The sequence below is a fragment of the Companilactobacillus futsaii JCM 17355 genome (assembly GCF_001435505.1).
Lineage (GTDB): Bacteria > Bacillota > Bacilli > Lactobacillales > Lactobacillaceae > Companilactobacillus > Companilactobacillus futsaii.
In genome coordinates this window covers 15,816-37,394 of sequence record NZ_AZDO01000076.1, presented here as the reverse complement: position 1 = coordinate 37,394, position 21,579 = coordinate 15,816, and the positions used below count along the sequence as shown (strand labels likewise).

Annotated in this window: 14 protein-coding genes and 1 other annotated feature; of the genes, 7 read left to right on the top strand and 7 right to left on the bottom strand. The window is 36.2% G+C overall.

Annotated features, from left to right (window positions below; all coding sequences use genetic code 11):
• Positions 1 to 123: 123 nt before the first annotated feature.
• Both FC88_RS06125 and FC88_RS06120 read left to right on the top strand, forming a co-directional pair.
• Positions 124 to 1,314 (top strand): exonuclease SbcCD subunit D, encoded by a 1,191-nt coding sequence (locus FC88_RS06125; protein ID WP_057813826.1) that lies wholly within the window; start codon positions 124 to 126, stop codon positions 1,312 to 1,314.
• Entirely contained in the window at positions 1,311 to 4,478 is a 3,168-nt protein-coding gene (locus FC88_RS06120) for an AAA family ATPase (protein WP_057813824.1), read from the top strand. The genes FC88_RS06125 and FC88_RS06120 overlap by 4 nt, the downstream gene beginning before the upstream one ends.
• Before the next feature lie 38 nt (positions 4,479 to 4,516).
• Here the strand turns inward: FC88_RS06120 and carB are convergent, their stop codons facing one another.
• The 3 genes from carB to FC88_RS06105 form a co-directional block, all read right to left on the bottom strand.
• The gene (carB, locus tag FC88_RS06115) at positions 4,517 to 7,693 is read right to left on the bottom strand and encodes a carbamoyl-phosphate synthase large subunit (protein ID WP_057813822.1); all 3,177 of its coding nucleotides are present in this window, start codon (positions 7,691 to 7,693) and stop codon (positions 4,517 to 4,519) included.
• Between the two features lie 15 nt (positions 7,694 to 7,708).
• Positions 7,709 to 8,767 carry a carbamoyl phosphate synthase small subunit gene (locus FC88_RS06110; RefSeq protein ID WP_057813819.1) on the bottom strand — a complete coding sequence of 353 codons (1,059 nt, stop codon included), beginning with the start codon at positions 8,765 to 8,767 and terminating at the stop codon, positions 7,709 to 7,711.
• Between the two features lie 476 nt (positions 8,768 to 9,243).
• Entirely contained in the window at positions 9,244 to 10,167 is a 924-nt protein-coding gene (locus tag FC88_RS06105) for an HNH endonuclease (RefSeq protein ID WP_057813816.1), read from the bottom strand.
• 113 nt (positions 10,168 to 10,280) lie between these two features.
• On the opposite strand from FC88_RS06105, the gene FC88_RS06100 reads away from it, so the two are divergent.
• The 3 genes from FC88_RS06100 to FC88_RS06090 all read left to right on the top strand — a co-directional run bounded on the left by FC88_RS06100 (position 10,281) and on the right by FC88_RS06090 (position 16,577).
• On the top strand, positions 10,281 to 10,688 hold the full coding sequence (locus FC88_RS06100) for a (deoxy)nucleoside triphosphate pyrophosphohydrolase (protein WP_057813813.1): 408 nt from the start codon (positions 10,281 to 10,283) through the stop codon (positions 10,686 to 10,688).
• The gene (locus FC88_RS06095; RefSeq protein ID WP_057813811.1) at positions 10,678 to 13,572 is read left to right on the top strand and encodes a DEAD/DEAH box helicase; all 2,895 of its coding nucleotides are present in this window, start codon (positions 10,678 to 10,680) and stop codon (positions 13,570 to 13,572) included. Before FC88_RS06100 ends, FC88_RS06095 begins: the two co-directional genes overlap by 11 nt.
• 119 nt (positions 13,573 to 13,691) lie before the next feature.
• Positions 13,692 to 16,577: a DEAD/DEAH box helicase gene (locus tag FC88_RS06090; protein ID WP_057813809.1), complete on the top strand. Its 2,886-nt coding sequence runs from the start codon at positions 13,692 to 13,694 to the stop codon at positions 16,575 to 16,577.
• On the opposite strand, the gene FC88_RS06085 is transcribed toward FC88_RS06090, so the two are convergent.
• Positions 16,563 to 18,014, bottom strand: a complete 1,452-nt coding sequence (locus tag FC88_RS06085) for an aminotransferase-like domain-containing protein (protein WP_057813806.1) — start codon at positions 18,012 to 18,014, stop codon at positions 16,563 to 16,565. The genes FC88_RS06090 and FC88_RS06085 overlap by 15 nt on opposite strands.
• Positions 18,015 to 18,137: 123 nt before the next feature.
• Here FC88_RS06085 and FC88_RS06080 point away from each other — a divergent pair, with 123 nt between their 5' ends.
• Entirely contained in the window at positions 18,138 to 18,755 is a 618-nt protein-coding gene (locus FC88_RS06080) for a LysE/ArgO family amino acid transporter (RefSeq protein ID WP_057813804.1), read from the top strand.
• 37 nt (positions 18,756 to 18,792) lie between these two features.
• Here FC88_RS06080 and FC88_RS06075 read toward each other — a convergent pair whose 3' ends face one another.
• Positions 18,793 to 19,302, bottom strand: coding sequence for a hypothetical protein (locus FC88_RS06075; RefSeq protein WP_057813801.1), 510 nt, complete (start codon positions 19,300 to 19,302; stop codon positions 18,793 to 18,795).
• Between the two features lie 166 nt (positions 19,303 to 19,468).
• Positions 19,469 to 19,716, top strand: a binding site (T-box leader).
• An 88-nt stretch (positions 19,717 to 19,804) separates the two neighbouring features.
• Between FC88_RS06075 and asnA the strand changes: the two genes are divergently transcribed.
• On the top strand, positions 19,805 to 20,812 hold the full coding sequence (gene asnA, locus FC88_RS06070; protein ID WP_057813800.1) for an aspartate--ammonia ligase: 1,008 nt from the start codon (positions 19,805 to 19,807) through the stop codon (positions 20,810 to 20,812).
• Between the two features lie 36 nt (positions 20,813 to 20,848).
• Here the strand turns inward: asnA and FC88_RS06065 are convergent, their stop codons facing one another.
• Both FC88_RS06065 and FC88_RS13115 read right to left on the bottom strand, forming a co-directional pair.
• The gene (locus tag FC88_RS06065) at positions 20,849 to 21,205 is read right to left on the bottom strand and encodes a hypothetical protein (RefSeq protein WP_057813798.1); all 357 of its coding nucleotides are present in this window, start codon (positions 21,203 to 21,205) and stop codon (positions 20,849 to 20,851) included.
• 260 nt (positions 21,206 to 21,465) lie between these two features.
• A complete protein-coding gene (locus tag FC88_RS13115) occupies positions 21,466 to 21,570 on the bottom strand; it encodes a zinc ribbon domain-containing protein (RefSeq protein WP_420865079.1) in 105 nt (34 codons plus the stop codon).
• Positions 21,571 to 21,579: the final 9 nt, after the last annotated feature.

The following is a 21,579-nucleotide window of genomic DNA, read 5'->3' as shown; positions in this document are numbered from 1 at the left end:
ATTTTTTTATCGGCTTTTTTTTGCAGTTTTATCGAACATACGTTCTTAAGAAATGATATACTTTAAATAAATCTTAGTTCTCGGAAATTTTACGATACAATAAATTCAAATGGAGGATTGGATATGAAATTATTACATACTGCTGACTGGCATATCGGACGAACATTGAACGGTTATCCCCTATTAGATGAGCAAAAGGAAACTTTCAAACAAATCTTAGATATTGCAAAACTTGAACACGTTGACGGCATCGTTATTGCTGGAGATATTTATGACCGGGCCATTCCTAGTCCTGAAGCTGTCACTGCTCTAGATGAAATGTTTCGGAAAATCAATTTGGAAAGTCAATTACCTATTTATGCCATCTCTGGTAATCACGATAGCGCCAAACGCCTTAACTACGGCCGAGCTTGGATGAAACAATCTGATTTTTATCTTAATACGCTTTTAGAGGAATCCTTTAAACCAATTGAGACTTCACAAGCACAAATATTCTTACTGCCATTCTTTGATCCAATGGATGCAAGAGCTTACTACTCTCATCAAGGTATGCCTGATGAACAAGTCCAGGAAATCAAAACTATTTCTCAAGCAATGAATTTAGTCGTCGCTGATATGAAAAAGAATTTTGATCCTAATAAGAAGCATTTATTAGTAACCCATTTTGCGGTAACTCCTAATCAAGATACCGAACTAGAACTAACTAGTGAGACTAATTCAAAAGTCGGTGGCTTAGCAACCTTAACTAGCGACGAATTCAGTGATTTTGATTACGTCATGTTGGGACATATTCATACCCGTTTCGCTTCCCCAACTGACAACATTCGTTACTCTGGTAGTCCCGTCAAATTCAACGTCAAAGAAGCTCGTATCAAGAATAAAGGTAAAGGCGTCGATATCGTAACGATTGACGACAATGGTATTAACCGTGAATTTAAACCTTTAATTCCTAAAACTGACTTAATTGTCCTAGAAGAAGACTGGGATACTCTTTGTGATGAGAAATTTTACAGTCAACAACCACTTGATTCAGCTTGGTTTGCTATTACTATTAAGAATTTTGACCCGAGTGAACACGTTCATACCAACATCCGAGCTAAATTACAAAAACACTATAAAACAATCGTCGAATTAGACTATCAAATAAAAGCAAATGACAATCAGATTCAAAATATCAATACTAATATCAGTGATCTCAGTCCCGAAGAAACTGTCGACCGATTCTTCAAAACCATTACTGGAAAAGACTTATCCAACCAACAAAAAACACTTGTTGAAAACATCTTCAACGAAGTAGAAAGAGCGTGCAAATGAAACCAATATATTTAGATATCAACTTCTTTGGTCCACACGAACATTCAATTATTGATTTTAGAAAGCTCGATGAATCACCGATTTTTTTGATCGGTGGTGATACTGGAGCTGGTAAATCGACTATTTTTGATGCTATGACTTTCGCCCTCTTCGGTAGTACAACTAGTGAACGCGAAGCTAAAGAAATGCGTAGTCAATTTGCTGAAGGCACTGATACTACTAAAGTAATCTTTTACTTCGAGCAAAATGGCAAGATTTTTAAGGTCGAACGTACCCCGGAACAATTTTTGGCTAGAAAAAGAGGTACTGGTTTTACCAAAAAAGCCCCTACTGCTAATCTGTCGATTGTTGACGAAGTTAATGGCGTTGAAGTGGAAAGTATCGCGACTAAACCGGTTAATGTCGGTAACGCAATCTCCGAAATTCTCAATTTAACTGCCGATCAATTTAAGAAAATTATTCTTTTGCCACAAAATGACTTTTCAGAATTTTTGAAATCAAATACTGCTGATAAAGAAAAAATTCTCAAAAAGATCTTCGGAACTCAATTATTCACCGATTTCACAATTAAGCTAAAGGATCACTACGACCAGGCTACTTCTAAGGCTCAAGATTTTGAAACCAAAATTCAAAATCAACTATCTGCTTCTATTTGGAGTGATGAGGAAAAGGCTCAATTAAAAGATATTGACAATGATCAATTGAACGATACTTTGGAAAGATTCGTTACTGTTCGTCAATCTAACTTAGATGAAGCTAAAAAAGCTGAACAAGTCAAACTTGCAGCCAAGAAAAAGACTGATGCTACTTATCAAAAAGCTTTAGATATTAGCAAAAAATTCGATCAATTAACCGAATATCAAACACAGTACCAAGACCACATTACTAATCAAGCCGACAATATCAACCAAAAGCAGACTCACATTTCTGAATTGCAATGGGCACAACCTCTTCAAGAAACAGTTCGTGATTTGGAACGTTTGGAAAAAGATCAAACAGATACTTTGAACAATGAAAAAAATCTCGAGCAGAAGTCACAACTTTCTCATAAGAATTTAACTGCTGCTCAAGCTAAAACTACTGAGTTAACTAATCAACAAGCCGACTTTGACGAAAAAAATAAACAAGCTCAAAAATTAGCTGTTCTAATTACTAAAGTCCAAGAAATTGAAACTATCAAAAAATCTCTTTCCCAGTTGCAGCCTCGCTTTGAAAAGATCACTAAGACAGTCCAGACAAAATCTCAAGAATTAACGACTATTAATGATTCAATTCAAGCTAAGAATGAGGAATTATCTAAATATCAAGATTTTCCTAATCAAAAGGATAAATTAGTTCAAGAAAGATCCGACTTCATCGACCAATTTTCACCTCTTGAAACTGACCGTCAAAATGCTGCCGATGCTGTAGCTAAAACACAAAATAAACTCAAAAAATTACACGCTGACTTAGATGAAAAAACTAAGTTATTTGAGGACGCTAAAAAAGACTATCAAGAAAAAATCCAAACTAGACAATCACTAATGATTGCTCAACTCCGTCAAGAACTAGTAGATGGAGAAGCCTGCGCTGTCTGTGGTTCAACTGATCATCCCTATGCTAAAAAAGCTGCCGTGGCTGACGAAAAAGAGCTTCGTAAATCAATGGATGCCGTCGATAACTCTCAAAAAGTCTTTGCTGCTAAAGAAACTGATTTAAAGAACATCCAACAAACAATTCAAGAAGTTTCAGATGAATTTGATCAACAGCAACAAAAAGCTGTTTCTACTCAAATTGCTTTATCAACTCACTATACTCAAGAAGTCGCTAATACTTCAGTCGAGTTGCCACAACAATTCGACTTAGCGGCCATCAAGGATACTTTCCAAGAAAATATCAATCAATTGAATATCAAGATTCAAACTTCTCAAAAATTGACTCAAGAAATTAAGGATTTAGAGAATAAACTCAATCATCAGCAACAATTGCTAAATCAAGATAAATCAGAACTGGACAAATTGACTGCCCAAATCCAAACTCGAGAAAAAGACTTACAAACTAAGTCCGCTGACTTATCCGATTCAACCACTACAAGTCAGCAATTGATCAAACAGAAGAACGAATTAGTTTCAGTATATGAAAAGTTCCAAAAAGAATTGAAGTCTGCTCAAGATGCTGTTCACAAAAATGAAATTAACTATAGTAACAATCAAACTAAACTAACTGATACTCAAGGACAGCTAGATAAGTTAACAACTAATTTGAGAAATCTCTCAGATAAATTACATCAAGCGCTCAATGCCGATAATGCTAAGACCAATGACCGCAACTTACTAGATAGATGGATCTTAGAACTTTCTCAAAATCAACTAAATAAACTCCAAAATGATGTTACTAGCTATCAAAAAGAAAAAGAAATTTTAACTAATGATATTACCAAAATTACTGCTCAGCTAAAAGATCAGACTAAGCCTGATATTATTGTGCTAAAACAAGCCAAAGATGAAGCTGAACAAAATCACTTGAATGCTGCTAAACAAACTGATTCATTCAGTCGCGATTTAAAAGAAGCTACCCAAAACTTCGAACAAGTTCAAAAAATCCTTCAAGCTCAAGGTAACTTCACTAAGGAATTAGCTGCTATCACTAGCCTCTATAATATCGTCACTGGTAAAGACGGTAATGAGAATAAACTAAAACTAGAAACTTACGTTGTTCAAAACTACTTATTGAAGATTTTAAATTATGCTAATCGCAAGTTCTTGAGTATTCTCTCCAATGACCGCTATTATTTCCAACTATCGACTCAAAGTACTAATAAGCAACGTGACCACGGTCTAGACATCAACATTTACGACCGTCAAACTAATGCTACTCGTTCTTCCGACACACTTTCCGGCGGTGAAACTTTCATCGCTGCGTTGTCAATTGCTTTGTCACTAAGTGAAGTCGTTCAATCCTCATCTAACGGTGTCCAAATCGACGCACTATTTATTGACGAAGGATTTGGATCACTAGACGAAGAGACACTCAATGAAGCAATGAAAGCTTTAACTGAAATCGGTCAAAATCGAATGGTCGGTGTTATCAGTCATATCGAATCAATGAAACAAAGTATCGGTCAACAACTCTTAGTTCAAAAAGTCGGTAACGGTAAAAGTACAATCAAAATTATTACTAAGTAAAAGAAAAAACATCCCCAAATTGAGGATGTTTTTCTTATCTATAATGGATTTACACCAATAAAGCGTTTTTCAAGTACTTTCAAAATTGCATTAGCTGTATCAAGTGAAGTATAAAGTGGCACTGAATTTAAGACCGCGTTTTGACGAATAATGTAACCGTCTGAATGATGACTTCTACTTTCGCCCAAAGTATTGATCAACAATTGAATCTTGTTATGACTCAAATAGTAAACAATATCTTCATCAGCTTGCCCTACTTCAGGAACAACTTTAGCCTCAACACCATGTTCATTGAAATACTTAGCAGTTCCCTTAGTAGCCAAGATTTGGAAACCAACTTCATGGAAACGATGGGCCAAACCACAGGCTTCAGCTTTGTCATTGTCATTAACTGTTATCAAAACATTACCAGCATCCTTGATATGTTGATTAGTAGCCTCAAAAGCTTTGTACAAGGCTTCAGTATAGTCTTTACCTGAACCCATAACTTCACCAGTAGACTTCATCTCAGGTCCTAAAGCACTATCAACATTGTTTAATTTATTGAAGGAGAATGTTGGTGCTTTAACGTGAATCAACCGAGATTCTGGTGCTAATCCTGGTTCTAATCCGAGTGCAGCAAAATCAGCTCCCAAAATTAGTTTTGAAGCAATTCTAGCCATTTGAATTCCAGTAACTTTGCTCAAATATGGCACTGTCCGACTGGCTCTTGGGTTAACTTCAATAACATAAGCTTGGTTTTCGTGGATAACGAATTGCACGTTCATGATACCAATACATTTAAGTTCCTTAGCCAAAAGCTTCGCGTACTTAACGATTTGGTTTTGAACTTCTTCAGGGATATTTTGTGGAGGATAAACAGCCATTGAATCTCCTGAATGAACGCCTGATCTTTCAATGTGTTCAATGATACCTGGTAATAGAACATTTTCTCCATCACTCAAGGCATCGATTTCACATTCACGCCCCGTCAAGTAAGTGTCGATCAAAACTGGATGGTCATTAGAAACGTGAACTGCTTCGTGCATGTACTTGTCGAGTTCTTCATCAGATCTAACGATTTCCATCGCACGACCACCTAGAACATAACTAGGACGAATCAAAACTGGATAACCAATCTTATGAGCAACTTCAACCGCACCTTCTTGAGAAGTAGCTGTACCACCAGCTGGTTGAGGGATATTTAATTTCTTGATGATTCGGTCAAATAAATCACGATCTTCAGCACGGTTGATATCTTCAACTTGAGTACCCAAAATCTTAATACCATTTTCTTTGAGTGGTTCAGCCAAATTAACTGAAGTTTGTCCACCGAATTGGACGATTGCTCCGACTGGTTGTTCCAAATCGCAGACATTCAAAACATCTTCTACTGTCAAAGGCTCAAAGTATAACTTATCAGCGACTGAATAATCAGTTGAAACAGTTTCTGGATTGTTATTGATAACGATAGCTTTGTAACCCATCTGTTGAACCGCTCTGACACAGTGAACTGTTGAATAATCAAATTCGATACCTTGTCCGATACGAATGGGACCAGATCCAAGGATCAAGACAGATTTCTCGGAAGCCTTTTGTGATTCATTTTCAGTTTCATAAGTGCTGTAGAAATAAGGAGCTTGAGCTTCAAATTCACCAGCACAAGTATCAACCATCTTATAAGTTGGCAAAATTTCACTTTGCTTTCTGAAGTGACGAATAATATCTTCATCCAAGCCATTCAAACGAGCAATTGTCTTATCAGAATAGCCTAGTTGTTTAGCTTCTAAGATGATATCTTTGTCCAAAGTTCCATTAGTCAAAACTTTTTCGTAGTTGATAATATTCTTCAATTTAGCTAAGAAGAAGGGGTTGATAGCTGTTAGTTGATTAATTGTTTCATAAGAAACATCTCGTCTCAACAATTCAGCGATGTAGAATAGACGGTCATCAGTTGGTGTTTGAACGTATTTTTCCAATTCTTCTAAAGGTTTATCGGCAAGTGAATCCATGATCAAATCGTGTTGATCGATTTCTAGTGAACGAACGGCTTTTTGGAAAGCTTCTTCGATATTTCTACCGAGAGCCATCACTTCACCAGTAGCTTTCATTTGAGTACCGATAGTTCTGTCAGCTTTAGAGAATTTATCAAAAGGCCAACGAGGAATCTTGCAGACAACATAATCTAGTGCTGGTTCAAATTGGGCAAACGTCTTACCTGTGATTGGATTGATTATTTCGTCTAAAGTCAAACCGACAGCAATTTTAGCCGCAATTTTAGCAATTGGATAACCAGTAGCTTTAGAAGCTAAGGCTGAAGAACGGCTGACACGAGGATTTACTTCAATAATGAAATAGTTGCTTGTTTTAGTATCGATGGCGAGTTGAACGTTACAACCACCTTCGATTTTTAGTGCACGAATAATTTTTAGAGAAACATCACGCAATTTTTGAACTTCGTCGTCAGTTAAAGTTTGAATTGGTGAAATAACGATTGAATCCCCGGTGTGAATACCGACTGGATCAACGTTTTCCATGTGACAAACGGCCAAAGCATTATCAGCACTGTCACGCATAACTTCAAATTCAATTTCTTTGAAACCGGCGATACTTTGTTCAATCAAAACTTCAGTTGAAGGTGAAGCTTTCAAACCACGACCAACGATTTCTTCTAGTTCGTCATAGTTGTGAGCAACACCGCCACCAGTTCCACCCATGGTAAAAGCGGGACGGATAATGACCGGAAAACCAATTCCATCGACAAATTTCTTAGCTTCACGATAGTTGTGAGTCGATTTAGAAGCCGGTACTGGTTCATGAAGTCTATTCATCAATTCTTTGAACTCTTCACGATCTTCGGCTTCGTTGATAGTGTCAAGTTTAGTTCCAATAATTTCAATTCCCAATTGGTTCAAAATACCTGATTCTTGTAATTGAACCGCCATGTTTAAGCCCGTTTGCCCACCTAGTGTTGGGATGATGGCATCGGGATGTTCCTTAACCAATACTTTTTCAACGAATTCCAAAGTGATTGGCTCAATGTAAACTTTGTCCGCGATGTGTTTATCAGTCATGATCGTAGCTGGATTGGAGTTAATCAAAACAGTTTCATAACCTTCTTCTTTCAAAGCTAGACAAGCTTGTGTTCCTGAGTAATCAAATTCGGCAGCCTGACCAATAATAATTGGACCGGAACCGATAATCATAATTTTTTTAAGGTCTGTTCTTTTTGGCATTTAATTCCCCTCCAGCTATTTGTTAATCGCATTCCAGAATTTGTTAAATAAGAAATCAGCATCGTGTGGACCTGGTTTAGCATCAGGATGGAATTGCACAGAAAAAGCATCGTATTTAGTATGCTCTACTCCTTCAACTGTTTGGTCGTTTAGTTCCACTTGTGTAACTTTCAAATCAGTATCTTCAACTGATTCAGCGTCAACGGCATAACCGTGATTTTGTGAAGTGAAGTAGATACGACCAGTTTCTAAGTCCTTAACGGGATGGTTAAATCCACGGTGTCCAAATTTCATCTTGAAAGTCTTGGCACCGTTAGCTAGGCACAATAATTGATGACCCATGCAAATTCCAAAGACTGGATAAAGTTTTTCCAATTCCACAATGGTTGGCAAAATATCTGTATGTCTAGTTGGATCTCCAGGTCCGTTACTTAACAAAATCCCATCTGGGTTAAGATTTTTTATTTTTTCTAGAGAAGTATTGCCTGGTACGATAGTGACTTTCAGACAACGCTTCTTTAGTTCGGAAATGATACTTTCTTTGTATCCGAAATCTAGTACAACGACGTGTTTGCCGCTGCCTGCAAATTCTGCTGGTGTAGGGGTGATACTTTTTTCTAACTGTGAATCGTCTAATTTCCAAGTACTGATTTGGTCAATAAGTCCTGAGTCTAAATCGTCAACGATAGCTGCTTTTAGTGAGCCAGCTTTTCTAATCTTTAAGGTAATTGCACGTGTATCAATTCGTCGGATACCGGGGACATTCTCTTGCTTTAGAAATTCATCGATAGTCATTTCGCTTTGGTAGTTTCCTGTGACATCGGTTATTTCTCGGGCTAATACGCCCTTTATAGTAGGCTTTTTGGATTCATTAAATTTCTTAGCGACACCATAATTACCGATCATTGGTGCACAAAAGTTAATAATTTGTCCATTGTAGGATTGATCAGTAATTGCTTCTTGATATCCGCTCATCCCTGTTGTAAAAACAAGTTCGCCGATTGTTTCTGTGTCGCTTCCAAAAGCCGTACCTTCAAAGTATGTTCCATCTTCAAAAACTAGGTATCTTTTCATATTTGTCCTCCGAATTGATAAAAATTTGGTACATAAAAAGGGATGCTGATAAGCATCCCTAAAGTTAGTCCTAGACGATTGATTAGACTGAACTTTTGGGACCTCTCTGGATCCAATTAAAAATTCAAATTTAAAGACTTTTCACCAGTACGAATTGCTCAGAGAATCCTCTCTGTGGTTCTTTCGCCTTCAAGATCTCACAGGGTCCCATTAAAAGTTATTGTTCCCATAATACAAACATCTTCGTGAATCGTCAATAGTTTTATTAAAACAATTTTAATTTAAATCATAGTTTTATTAGATATTTTTAAATATATTAAACCTAAAGCAATAAAAAAAACTTTCTCTGCCAGCAGACAAAGAAAGTTTAGTTTGAGAAGGTTCCCCTCCTAATTGTTACTTTCTAAGCCTCTCTGGACTTAATTAAAAGTTGTTGTAATTATAATACAAATCACTTGTTGATTAGTCAATAGCTATTATTGCTTAAAAATGTGCTCACGGTGGTATTGTAAATATTTTTTATTAGGAGAATATTCTCTATTCATATGTATTTTTCTATTTTTGTATTTATTTAGTGTTTTATTGAGCTCTGGATCGTCTGAACTTAGATTAGATAAGATTATATGCCCTTGGTTGGAAAACGTGAAATAGCCCTGTGTGAAAGCTTTTGCGAACATTTTTGTTAGACAAATTCCATTGCGATAATCTAAGCGAGTGGTTTTGTTGTCTTCCCATGGGATGATTCTAGTTGCAACTAATTCATCTTCATCAGAAGTTCCAGTTAGAGCTGATTTATAATGATAATTAAATTTTACTTGGTCGGAAAAATATTTATCTGCGGCTCTGCGAGTGGGGATTCCTTTAGCAGTATCTTCTATTGTATATAATTCGTGCCTTTGAGCTTGGTAACATTTGACTGATAATAACTCTTCATCATTAGACAAGTCGGCAAATTCTGGAGATAGATTGTTTTGCCGATTCAATAAGCCAAGGAAATCTTCTTTAGTTATTTGAGTAATGCCGTTCATGTTGAAAAAGTTAGACCATTTGCCTTTGAACTTGCGGAATTTCCAGTCAAAGGTCCGTAAGTTTTGTTTCATTAAGCGATGAGAGAAAAGATAAGGATTCTTTACTTCTAGTAAGCTGCTGCCTGTTGTTGGGTCCGCTTGGACTACATCCCCTAGTTGAGCTGCTCCGTATAAGTAGAACTCGTTGCCCCATTCCGATGCACTGCCTGATCTGCGATAGATTATCAGGTCTCCGGTATGGAGTTGCTTGTTGATTTGATTTTGGTAGCTGTAGTATTTGAAGTCTACATCGTTGTGGTTGGGACTGGAGCTGGAATCTATTATGAAGTAGTTGATTTTGGGGTTGGTTGTTTGAGATTGATATTTGTACATAATTTTCTTCTCCCATCTTTTAATTATTATCTATATTCTATACTTTGAATTCAGTACATACCTACATTTGATATACTATATCTATTGAAATAACGATTAATAGGAGTGGTCATATGAGTAAAATTCAAGTTGTAGGAGCAATCATTATTAAAGATCACAAATTACTTGCTGCACAACGTGCATCTAATCGAGTTCTTGGAGGATATTGGGAATTTCCTGGCGGAAAAATTGAACCTTCAGAAACACCAGAAGCTGCTATGTCACGAGAATTAAAAGAAGAATTCGGTGCAAAAGCAACTGTATTTGAAAAATTTTCTATTGATGGAATTGCAGAATTAGAATTTGGAGAAGTAATACTTCATTGTTATTACGTCAGATTAGACAGTAATATTTCTAAAACTATCGCGCATGATGAATTGCGTTGGGTTACTCCAGGTGAAGCTCTTGCATTAGATTGGGCCCCTAGCGATGTTGCTATAATTAAGGTCCTAGCAAAGACTGGGTTCAATTATGAATACTGATTACGAAAACAATATAAGAAAAGGGATAGATTTTGGCTTTATTGATAACTCAATCGAATCACTAGATCGTTATCAGCCTTCACTTGTAACCAATCATAACGGAACCGTCCTTGATACATTGGAAGAAGAATTACGCAGTACTAAATCATTTACCATTGCAGTAGCGTTCATTACATCCGACGGATTACTGGATTTAAAAAGTACATTAGCAGATATCGCATCTCATGGCATACGGGGCAAATTAATCACCTCAACCTATTTAAAATTTAATAATCCTAAAGTGTTCGAAGATTTAACTTACATCCCTAATCTAGATGTCAGACTTTTACATCAAAACGGATTTCACACAAAAGCTTACTATTTTAATCATGGTAATTATGAAAGTATTTTAGTTGGAAGTGCTAATTTAACTCAAGATGCTTTAAAAAAGAACTTTGAATGGAACTTAAGAGTAACATCGACCGAACGTGGAGATATTGTTCAAAGTGTCAAAAAAGAATTAGATTACCTCTGGCAAAAGGCAACACCTTTAACTAGTTCTTGGATAGAAAAATACAGGCAAAATTGGGAACCACCAGCTTCTTCAGTATCAGAACCTTCTCCAGAAAATCAGCCACCTGGTACAATTTCACCTAATGAAATGCAGAATAATGCCCTAATGTCATTAAAAAATCTAAGAGAAAAAGAACATGCTAAAAAAGCTCTAGTAGTCGCAGCAACAGGAACTGGAAAAACATACTTAGCAGCTTTTGATGTTAGAAACGTTAAACCTAAAAGAGTCTTATTCGTTGTACACCGTGCACAAATTCTTGAACAAGCAAAAGAAAGTTTTCAAAAAATCCTAGGTGGTCCTGATAAAGACTACGGAATACTTAGTGGAAATAAAAAACAAATTGATGCACGTTATCTTTTTGCTACAGTGAACATGGCTTCTGATGAAAATATTTGTAAGCAATTAGGCTCAAAGAGATTTGACTATATAATTATTGATGAGGCCCATCGAGTTAGTGAAAATCAAGTTAATGAAAAACAAACTATGTATCAAAAACTCATGAATTTTTATCAACCAAGATTTATGCTTGGTATGACTGCCACGCCAGAACGTACCGATGGTACAAATGTTTATGCATATTTTGACTACCACCTGGCCTATGAAATTTCTCTTTTAGATGCATTAGACCATAATTTCCTTACCCCGTTTCACTACATTGGCGTAACAGATTATGAGATAGATGGTCATATTATTGATGACAAAACCAGTCTAAAATATTTAGTCTCCGATGAAAGAGTCAATTATATAGTAGAAAAAACTAAATACTATGGCCCGCGTGGAGAAAATGTCCATGGACTAATCTTTGTTAGTCGTATAGAAGAGGGTCGCGATTTAGTAGCCAAATTAAAAGTACGAAGTATAAATGCCCAATTTGTTTCAGCTGTGGATTCAATCGATACTAGAGAAAAGGCTGTTCGAAAACTAATCAAGGGTGAACTCCAATATATTGTAACTATTGATATCTTTAATGAAGGTGTAGATATTCCATGCCTAAATCAAATTGTTATGATGCGTCCTACTAAGTCAAGCATTATATTTTTACAACAGCTTGGACGAGGATTACGTAAATTTCCTGGTAAAACATCAGTTACCGTATTAGATTTCATTGGAAATTATGACGAAAATTATATGATTCCGATGGCTTTTGACCAATCTAACACTAGCAATAAAGAAAAAATACGCAAACAAATTATTAGTCCTAGCATTTCTGGAGTCTCCACCATTCATTTTGAAGAAGTAGCTCGTAATCGAGTACTCAAAGCCGTCTCAAAAGCTTCATTAGAAAGTATGAAAAGGTTCAGAGATGCCTACAATAATCTAAAAGATAAAATTGGCCTTCAACCACCCATGTTTATGGATTTTGCCAAATTAGGAACTATCACCGTTTCTGATATAGTGCATAAATTTAACACTATATACGATATGCAACTAAAATTTGAAAAAGGGTTTTCTCAATCATTAAACGACAAGCAATATGCATTTTTAGATTTTATCTCCAGGGAAGTCACTGTTTCAAAACGTCCAATTGAAGCTTGGATTTTAAAACAATTATCAACAAAAAAAATATTAACCGATAATGAAATCTTATCTGGGCTTCGAGCCACAAATATTTTTTATGATGATGACTCTTTAAAAAACGTCGCTTCTATACTAGATTTAAGTTATTTCATGGATAGAAATCGTCAGAAATATGGTGATACACCTCTGATCAATCACTTTGACAACAAATGGGAATTAACCCCTGAATTTAAATCAGCTTTAAATTCAGAAGAATTCAAAAAATATTTTGAAGATGCTATCAATGTAAATTTATTAAAACTTAAAAATCATCCATTAGCTTTCAACACTCGTTTTATCATTGGTGAAAAATATTACCGCACTGATGTCATTAAATTACTAAATTGGCAAAAGGAGCAAAATGGTCAAAATGTTGGTGGCTATATCATGCGACCTGATTCCAAATTTTTACCTGTTTTTATAGCATTAGAAAAAACCGAAAACTTTCAAAATAAAATGGCCTATGAAGATGCATTCTTAAGTCGTTCAACAATGAGATGGTTTTCAAAAAGTGGTCGTTCAACTACTAGTAAAACCGAAAGTAAAATTATTAGTAATAAAAACTTTGAAATGATTCAGTTATTTGTCAAAAAATCTGATGATGACAAACGTGAAGGTAAAGATTTTTACTATTTAGGTTCTGCACGTGTTATAAAGGCTGAAGACAAAGTCGCTAAAAACTCGGATAATAAAAAAACAAAACTAATTGACTTTACTCTCCGATTACAACAAGAAGTGGATTTAAGTTTGTATCGTGCTTTGATAGAAAGCTGACAAAAATTTTTAATTTTAGACTCCCCTAGTTAGGAGTCTATTTTTATATAACAAGTTTCTCCTTAATTTTCACATCTGCTATACTTATCCCAAAATCAATCACAATTAGGAGCTCACTAATGAATACCAACCAAGAAATCAACAAAGGCGTAAATTTTGGCTTTATCGACAACTCAATCCAATCGCTATCCCACTATCAACCAGCCTTAGTGACCAACCAAAATGGTACGGTTCTCGATACGATTGAAGATGAACTGCGCAATGCCACAGCTTTTACAATTGCAGTCGCCTTTGTTACTTCTGGTGGTCTATTGGATCTAAAAAGTACTTTGGCCGACATTGCAACTCACGGTGTTCATGGAAAACTGATTACTTCAACTTACCTTGGCTTCAACAACCCTGAAGTTTTTGAAGATTTACTTCAAATTCCCAACCTCGATGTCAGAGTTTTGGATCAAGATGGATTTCACACTAAGGCCTACTATTTCAACCACGATGACTACGAAAGTTTAGTAATTGGAAGTGCCAACTTAACTCAAAACGCCTTGAAAAACAACTTCGAATGGAATCTGCGCATCACTTCAACTGAGCGTGGTGAAATCGTCCGTAATGCTAAATCTGAATTAGAGAAACTTTGGCAACAGGCTACTCCACTGACTCAATCATGGATTGACGAATACAAAGAAGATTGGCAGCCAAACTACTCATCGTTTTCTCGAAAGAAAAAAGTTAATAAATCTGGCAAAATAATTCCCAATCAAATGCAAAAACCAGCCTTGGAAGCTTTGAAACACCTTAGAGATATCCAACATGCTAAAAAAGGTCTAGTTGTTGCGGCCACTGGAACTGGAAAAACATATTTAGCAGCTTTTAACGTCCAACAATTTCAACCTAAACGACTATTATTTGTCGTCCATCGGGAACAAATTTTGCGTAAAGCGATGTCCAGTTTTCGTGAGATATTAGGTGGTTCTGACAGTGATTACGGTATTCTCAGCGGCAGTCAAAAGAACCTCAACGCTCGTTATCTTTTCGCTACGGTCAATATGGTTTCTAAAAAGTCAGTCCGTGAACAACTTGGTGCCAAAGCTTTTGACTACATAATCATCGACGAAGCTCATCGAGTTGGTCAAAATAATCACGGTGAAAAGGAAACTATGTATCAGCGTTTGATGAATTTTTACAAACCACAATTTATGTTAGGAATGACTGCCACTCCCGAACGAACTGATGGAACGAATGTCTACGAATATTTCGATTACAATTTGGCTTATGAAATATCTTTGCTGGATTCATTGGATCATAATTTACTGACGCCTTTTCACTACATTGGTGTCACTGACTACGAAAAAGATGGCGAAGTGATCGATGATAAGACTAATCTCAAGTATCTCGTATCCGACGAACGAATTAATCATCTAATTGAGAAAACTAACTACTATGGTCCCAGAAAAGATGATGTCCACGGATTAATTTTTGTCAGTCGCATCGCTGAGGGACGTGAATTGGCCATCAAACTGACTAACAAGGGTATCAAATCTCAATTCGTTTCCGCCGAAGATACTGTCGAAGCACGCGAAAAAGCAGTTCACCGACTAACTAAGGGTGAACTGCAATATATCATCACGGTTGATATTTTTAATGAAGGTGTCGACATCCCAATTCTCAATCAAATTGTCATGATGCGTCCCACCAAATCTAGCATCATCTTTTTACAACAACTAGGTCGCGGTCTGCGTAAATTTGCTCATAAAGAATACGTCACGATTTTAGATTTTATCGGCAATTATGATGAAAATTATATGATTCCAATGGCCTTTGACCGTTCACACACCAATAACAAAGAGAAAATTCGCAAACAAATCATCAGTCCTAGCATCTCCGGTGTTTCAACGATTCACTTTGAAGAAGTTGCTCGCCAAAAAATTCTAACCTCAGTTTCTAAAGCTCGTTTGAATGATATGAAACGATTCAAAACTGCTTATCAAAATCTCAAGGAAAAAATCGGTTTGCGCCAACCAATGCTTTTGGATTTTGCCAAACTTGGTAGCATCGAAGTTCCCGATATAATTGATAAATTCAGCACTCTCTACGATATGCAAAATAAATTTGAAGATGATTTTTCAAACGTCCTCACCAAGAAACAATACGACTTTTTAAAATTCGTTTCTGCAGAAATCACGGTTTCCAAACGTCCAGTTGAGGCTTGGATTTTGAAACAACTTTTAGACAAGCCAGTTTTAACCGATAAAGAAATATTATCCGGATTAAAAGCTCAAAATATTTTTTGCGATAAAGAAACTTTAGATAACGTGGCATCTGTTCTGTGCTTCACGTATTTCTCAAAAGTAAAACAAAAGAAGTACGGTCAAATGGCTTTGATCAATCGCATTAACAGCGAGTGGACTTTCACTTCCGAATTCCAGCAACTACTGCAGTCGCTAATTTTTAAAAATTATTTCGAAGATGCCCTTGATGCAAATCTCTGGAATGTATCACAAAATCCAAAGCTTTATCAAAACAGATTTACTATTGGCGAAAAATACTATCGTCCCGATATTATCAAGATGTTAAATTGGCCAAGGGAACCTAACTACATAAATATCGGTGGCTATGCTCTAAGGGATGATGAACATTTCCTTCCAGTCTTCATTTCTCTTCAAAAAAATAAAAAAGTTCAAAATAAGCTGGTTTATGACAACACTTTCCTTGACCGTTCCACGATCCCTTTATTTTCCAAGAGTGGTCGCACAACTTCTAATACAGTAGAAAGTAAATTACTTAAACACAAAGACTTTGGAATGATTCAACTATTCATCAGAAAATCCAACGATGACCGGATAGATGGCAAGGATTTCTACTATCTCGGATCTGCAAAAACACTCAGTGCTAAAGATATCATCAAAGAAAATGTTGACGATAAACCAACGAAGTTAGTTGAATTTATCTTGCGCTTGGAACATGAAGTCGACTTAGGTTTATACAGATTTTTAACTGAGGACTAAATCGGCAATTTTTCTCATAGCATTATTGAATTCTTTTTCTGTGACGTAAGCAAACGAAATCCGCAACGACCGATTGTGGCGAAAGTCATAAATATCACCAGGATTCAAAAGTATTCCTTTATCTAAGGCTTCTTCGAATAAATCGTCAGCTTCCACACCTAGATTAAAAGTTAACCAAATATAAAAACCACCGACCGGCACATCCCACGTAGCGATATCCTTAAAATATTTTTCCAAAGTTTCTAAGGCGTTATCACGACGTTTCTTCAAAGTAATCTTCAAATCGGCCAAGTACTGATCATACATACCACTTTCCAAAAACTCCGCAAATACTAGTTGCGATAAGGAACTAGCTCCATAGTCCATTTGCATTTTGGCATCTCCTAGTCGCTTGATAACTGCTGCTGGAGCAATCACCCAACCAATTCTCAATCCCGGCGCCAAAGCTTTAGAAGCACTGCCCAAATACATCACCATACCATTTTCATCAATTGCTTTGAGTGGTAATGGCTCTTTTTCAAAACACAACTCCTGATAGACTCCATCTTCAATGATTGGCAGTCTATTTTTTATACAAAAATTCATCAATTCCTGACGACGTACGGAACTCATCGTAATACCGGTAGGATTTTGATTGGTTGGAATTGTATATAAAATTGCCGATTCGTCTTCACGCAAATACTTTTCCATTTGCCAATATTCCAAGCCTTCGCGATCCATCGAAATACCATTCAAATTCAATCCGGTCGACTGAAACATCTGAATCGACTTCAAATAGGTTGGTGCTTCAGTAAAAACAGTGCTACCTTCTTCCAACATGCATGACGAAATTAACTGCAAACCTTGCAAAGCACCTGATGTTATTAAGACATTATCCACTGAAACATCGACACCAATTTTTCGCATATGTTCAACTATTGCCAAACGTAAATTCATCATCCCCAAAGGTTCCGCGTATCCTAAAGACGTAATTTCTGTACTCAATTTTTGCATAATTTTTGACCACATTTTTTGTGGAAATAATCGTGGATCCAGTTCACCTGTTCCTAAACGAATAATATCTGGTGAAAATTCTAATTGATTTATTTGTTGCAATCTACGGTCGCTTTCTTTTAAATATCCGGCTGAAATAAATTTCTTCCAACTTGGTTTGGTTGGCAACATCACCGACCACGTGTTACTAACAATTCTCGTTCCCGCACCGTGTTGGCCAGAGATAATCCCATAAGACGTCAATTCATCGATAGCTGTTGAAATGGTGCTGCGGTTAACTTTAAACATTGTTGCTAAAGCCCGTTGCGACGGCAATCTTGAATTGATAGGCCACGTTCCACTAGCGACTTGATCACAGACGTACTGCACGATTTGACGATAAACTGGAATTTTAGATTTTTTATCAGGTTGCCAAGTAATTTGTAGTGGTATATTTTTTTGCATGATTAACTCCTTTTGGTTGGGTAAAGTTAATCAATTTGGCTGGTTACTTTACTCTCTAACACTTATATAATCGTTAATGTTGGTAAAAATCAATACAATTTGGTTGGTAAAGGGGGACTAATCATGAACTTTTTCTTACAAGGATTAACTATGGGGATTGCTTACGATGCGCCAATCGGTCTAGCAAATTTATTTGTCATCAATTCAGCTCTGACCCAATCGCGCAAAAAGTCACTGTTGACGGCAATTATCATCATCTTTTTTGATGTCACCTTAGCCTTTGCCTGCTTCTTTGGTATCGGTGCTATCATGAAAAAATTGGAATGGTTACAACTGATCATCTTACTGGTCGGCAGTTTAATCGTAATTTATATGGGAATAAATCTTCTACGCTCGCAAACAACTGATATTAGTGCCGAAGCCACTACTGAAATGACGCTTTTCAAAACCATTTCTTCCGCTTTTGTAGTCATTTGGTTTAATCCGCAAGCAATTATCGATGGTTCAATGATGCTGGGAGCTTTTCAGGTGACTTTACCTAGTTACAGCCACCCTATTTTTATCGCCGGAGTCGGAATTGCTTCAGCTCTTTGGTTCATTTTATTGAGTATTATTGTTTCTAAATTTAAAGATAAATTCAATGCTAAAGTATTAAGAATTATCAATTTAGTTTGTGGAATAATTATTATTCTTTATGGCGGTAAACTATTTTGGAATTTCATTACTTTGTTAATAGCCTAAAAAAGCCTCAAGTTCTCAACTGAACTTGGGGTTTTACTTATTCTTTGAGTTTTTCAATATTTTGGATCAAAGACTGACTAGTTTCAATTCGTTGATTGATTTTGTCGATACCTTCAAGAAATTTTTCAAATGATTTCTCCGATTTTGGATGGTTTTGAAAAGCTTGATATTCTATCTGCAAGTCCAACATCAAACCATCCAAATCGTCACGCAAATGGATTTTTTCTTTAGCCAAAATACTATCTAAAGATGGCCGCAACAAATTCATCATTTCATCGCTCAACCCATTAGTTTTATTGAATGGATTGTACGAATAAGCTGTTATGACAATGTATTCATCCACGTTCAAAACTACCAAAACATCATCTAATTTAAAAATTTGTAACTCACCTGATTTACTATTTTCACATTCTTTAAAAAAGGTAGCTTGTGCTAAAAAACGATCTACCCATGCTTTAACCCGGTTTTTAGGAATATTGAATCTCGTATGAATTCTCATGGTAGCGTGTTTACTAATAGTATATTTTTGCGAATTCGAAACTCCCATTTTGCTCATCCTTCAACTAAATATTTATAGTTATTATATCATTAAATACGAATGTATGTTCGTATATTACCATTAATTATCCTCTAATAATTCATGCCAAAATTAATAAAAATCAAATTTAATTGTTTACATTTTCAAAAAAGATGCTAATATTAGTGTCACAAGATAAAAAACGACAAGAAAGAGGAGTAGAATCTTCCACACTAACAGTGAGTTGGGAATGGTGAGAACCCAATTAGTAAATGGATCTTTCGAATAACACTTTCTTAATGTTTCTGGCTAAAATGAGCAATCAAAGTAAGTACAGACGTTAACCGGTACGTTACCATCGGTGGAGCATGTTAGTGTTCTTATTGAGCTGGTCTATTTTATATAGGCAACTTGGGTGGTACCGCGAAGTCTTTCGTCCCAGTTATTATTAATTTAATAACTGCGATGAAAGACTTTTTTATTTTGCAAAGAATAAGGTGGACTAATCAGCCACTAATTGGAGGAAAACAATATGAACTTAATTATACCTAAGGATTATGATCCAAAATTATCTGTTAAAGAAACACAAAAAGCTATTCAATACATCCGTGAAACATTCCAAGATGAATTTGGTAAAGAATTGAATTTGTCACGTTTATCAGCACCTATGATGGTTGAAAAAGGTACTGGTTTGAATGATAACCTTAACGGTGTGGAATCCCCTGTTTCCTTCACTATGAAAGGTCTACCTGGCGAAACTATTGAAATCGTCCACTCTTTGGCTAAATGGAAACGTCTAGCTTTGAAACGTTACGGCTTTGGTATGCACGAAGGTATTTACACAAACATGAATGCTATCAGAAAAGACGAAGATCTTGATAACATCCACTCAATCTACGTTGACCAATGGGATTGGGAAAAAGTTATCGCTAAAGATGAACGTAACACTGCTGCCTTGAAGCACACAGTTCGTCAAATCTTCAAAGTTATCAAGCATATGGAACACGAAGTTTGGTACAAATTCCCTAAGGCTGTTCACCACTTGCCTGACGAAATCCACTTCGTAACAACTCAAGAACTTGAAGACAGATGGCCTGACAAAACACCTAAAGAACGTGAAGACGCTATTTGTAAAGAACTCGGTTGTGTCTTCTTAATGCAAATCGGTGGACCTATGAAGAGTGGTAAACGTCATGATGGCCGTGCCCCCGACTATGATGATTGGAAACTAAATGGTGATATCTTATTCTGGTACGAACCTCTACAACATGCCCTAGAAATCTCAAGTATGGGTATCCGTGTCAGTGAAGAATCAATGAGAGAACAACTAAAGATTGCTCATGAAGAAGACCGTGAAAAACTTCCATTCCACCAAATGTTACTAAAGGGTGAACTACCATACACAATCGGCGGTGGTATCGGACAATCTCGTCTATGTATGTTACTACTCGGCAAAGCTCACGTTGGTGAAGTTCAAGCTGCCGTTTGGCCAGAAGACTTACGTAAAAAATGTGAAGAAAACGACATTCACTTGCTATAAAACAAAAAAGTCACTGATTAATTTCAGCGACTTTTTTTAGTTAATATCGAATAATTTTTTCATAGCTTCAAAATTATCGGGATACTTGTTGGAACCAAAAATTTCTTTATTCTTACCATTATCAAAAGAAATCTTCAAACTCCATTGGGTACCGTCCAAAATGTCATTGTCACTGTATTCAGTTTGCCAATCTTCCAAATGTAAATCGGCGATTCTTTTTTGTAGCGATTCGATTTGTTCTTCACTCAAATCATTTTTTACAGCCGAACCCGAACGTTCAGAATCCAGAATTCCCTTGCTATATTTAAACGTTTTATTCAGCAAATCTATTTCACCAAATTCTGGCACGCCAAAAAATCCGCCTTCTTCGAAGAATAATTTAGTGATTTTCATAGTCTCACCTCTGGCTAATTTTTCTTCATTATATCAACGCTAGCTTAATATAAAAATAAACAGCCCTTCTCGACAAAAGAGGGACTGTTTTTAATTACAAATTGTAAAGTTGATGGTATTGTGTTGACATACCTTCTTCTAACCAATTGTGAGTTTGTTGTTCCGGTGACCAGTGAACTACATCGGCACTAAAGTACCGAACTTCTAGGAATATTCCATACTTGCCGACTAGTATTTCAACTAGTCAGTAGAGGCTAGAACTATTTTACTAAGGCTTGTTCCAAGCCATTGTTCAATATGTTTTTACTTGCATTGATATCACGATCATGATGGATACCGCAACTAGGACAATCCCATTCTCTAATATCTAACTT

Excerpts from the sequence above, each read along its gene's own strand:
- FC88_RS06125 (WP_057813826.1), top strand. The coding sequence starts at position 124 with ATGAAATTATTACATACTGCTGACTGGCATATCGGACGAACATTGAAC.
- FC88_RS06120 (WP_057813824.1), top strand. The coding sequence starts at position 1,311 with ATGAAACCAATATATTTAGATATCAACTTCTTTGGTCCACACGAACAT.
- carB (WP_057813822.1), bottom strand. The coding sequence starts at position 7,693 with ATGCCAAAAAGAACAGACCTTAAAAAAATTATGATTATCGGTTCCGGT.
- FC88_RS06110 (WP_057813819.1), bottom strand. The coding sequence starts at position 8,767 with ATGAAAAGATACCTAGTTTTTGAAGATGGAACATACTTTGAAGGTACG.
- FC88_RS06105 (WP_057813816.1), bottom strand. The coding sequence starts at position 10,167 with ATGTACAAATATCAATCTCAAACAACCAACCCCAAAATCAACTACTTC.
- FC88_RS06100 (WP_057813813.1), top strand. The coding sequence starts at position 10,281 with ATGAGTAAAATTCAAGTTGTAGGAGCAATCATTATTAAAGATCACAAA.
- FC88_RS06095 (WP_057813811.1), top strand. The coding sequence starts at position 10,678 with ATGAATACTGATTACGAAAACAATATAAGAAAAGGGATAGATTTTGGC.
- FC88_RS06090 (WP_057813809.1), top strand. The coding sequence starts at position 13,692 with ATGAATACCAACCAAGAAATCAACAAAGGCGTAAATTTTGGCTTTATC.
- FC88_RS06085 (WP_057813806.1), bottom strand. The coding sequence starts at position 18,014 with ATGCAAAAAAATATACCACTACAAATTACTTGGCAACCTGATAAAAAA.
- FC88_RS06080 (WP_057813804.1), top strand. The coding sequence starts at position 18,138 with ATGAACTTTTTCTTACAAGGATTAACTATGGGGATTGCTTACGATGCG.
- FC88_RS06075 (WP_057813801.1), bottom strand. The coding sequence starts at position 19,302 with ATGGGAGTTTCGAATTCGCAAAAATATACTATTAGTAAACACGCTACC.
- asnA (WP_057813800.1), top strand. The coding sequence starts at position 19,805 with ATGAACTTAATTATACCTAAGGATTATGATCCAAAATTATCTGTTAAA.
- FC88_RS06065 (WP_057813798.1), bottom strand. The coding sequence starts at position 21,205 with ATGAAAATCACTAAATTATTCTTCGAAGAAGGCGGATTTTTTGGCGTG.